The organism is Psychrobacter sp. 1U2, from assembly GCF_051847575.1.
In genome coordinates, this window is record NZ_JBPYDC010001035.1 from 1 (window position 1) to 732 (window position 732).

The window sequence follows — 732 nt, forward strand, 5'->3', positions numbered from 1 at the left end:
GGAACTGTCAATGCTGACACTATCCGTGGCGATGCAGAGGCGCACAGTATCATCAATACTGTTTATAAAGCAGGTAAACCACTGGCAGTTATTTGTCATGCGCCTTGGGTGCTTATCAATACAGGTATCGCAAAGGGTAAGAAGTTGACCGCTTATCACTCATTGCAAACAGATTTAGAAAATGCTGGTGCAGATTTTATCGATACAACAGTACAGATCGACGGTAATTTAATTACCTCTCGCAACCCAGATGACATTGATAACTTTGTTGAAGCTATTGATAAAGCATTGTCTTAATTAGTTCAAATACTCTACAAAACGTAAAACAACTCATTATATTTTTATTCTAAACTAGAACAATATTAACTGATATTAACTAAGGAAATTATTATGGCTAACCCTAATCCAAACGATACTAAAGTTGAGCAACAACGTTCTGAGTCTGCAACTGCAGCGCTCAAGAGCCAAACTGAAGACAACCATACCGAAGATACTGAAGCTGCAGCCGAGCGTATCGCTGATAATTTAGAAAATGCTAAAGACGACGATAAGTAGTGCTTTGAGTCCAAGAAGCTTTTGTTAAACGAATTTTTACCGTGAGTACTAATCAAGTGATGGTTAGTACTCACAGTTATTAAATAGTTTTAAGGAAATATTATGGATAAATCAAAACAAAATATGGATAAACAAGAACAAGAAATTGAAAAGCTTGCAGAAGACATCAATCCTAGC

Annotated in this window: 2 protein-coding genes; both read left to right on the forward strand. The window is 36.5% G+C overall.

The features are described 5' to 3' along the window. The coding region (locus tag ACS8FD_RS20225; protein WP_439277184.1) for a DJ-1/PfpI family protein at positions 1 to 297 on the forward strand (297 nt) is incomplete at its 5' end. Between the two features lie 93 nt (positions 298 to 390). After that, on the forward strand, positions 391 to 555 hold the full coding sequence (locus ACS8FD_RS20230; protein ID WP_439262500.1) for a hypothetical protein: 165 nt from the start codon (positions 391 to 393) through the stop codon (positions 553 to 555). Positions 556 to 732 lie beyond the last annotated feature (177 nt).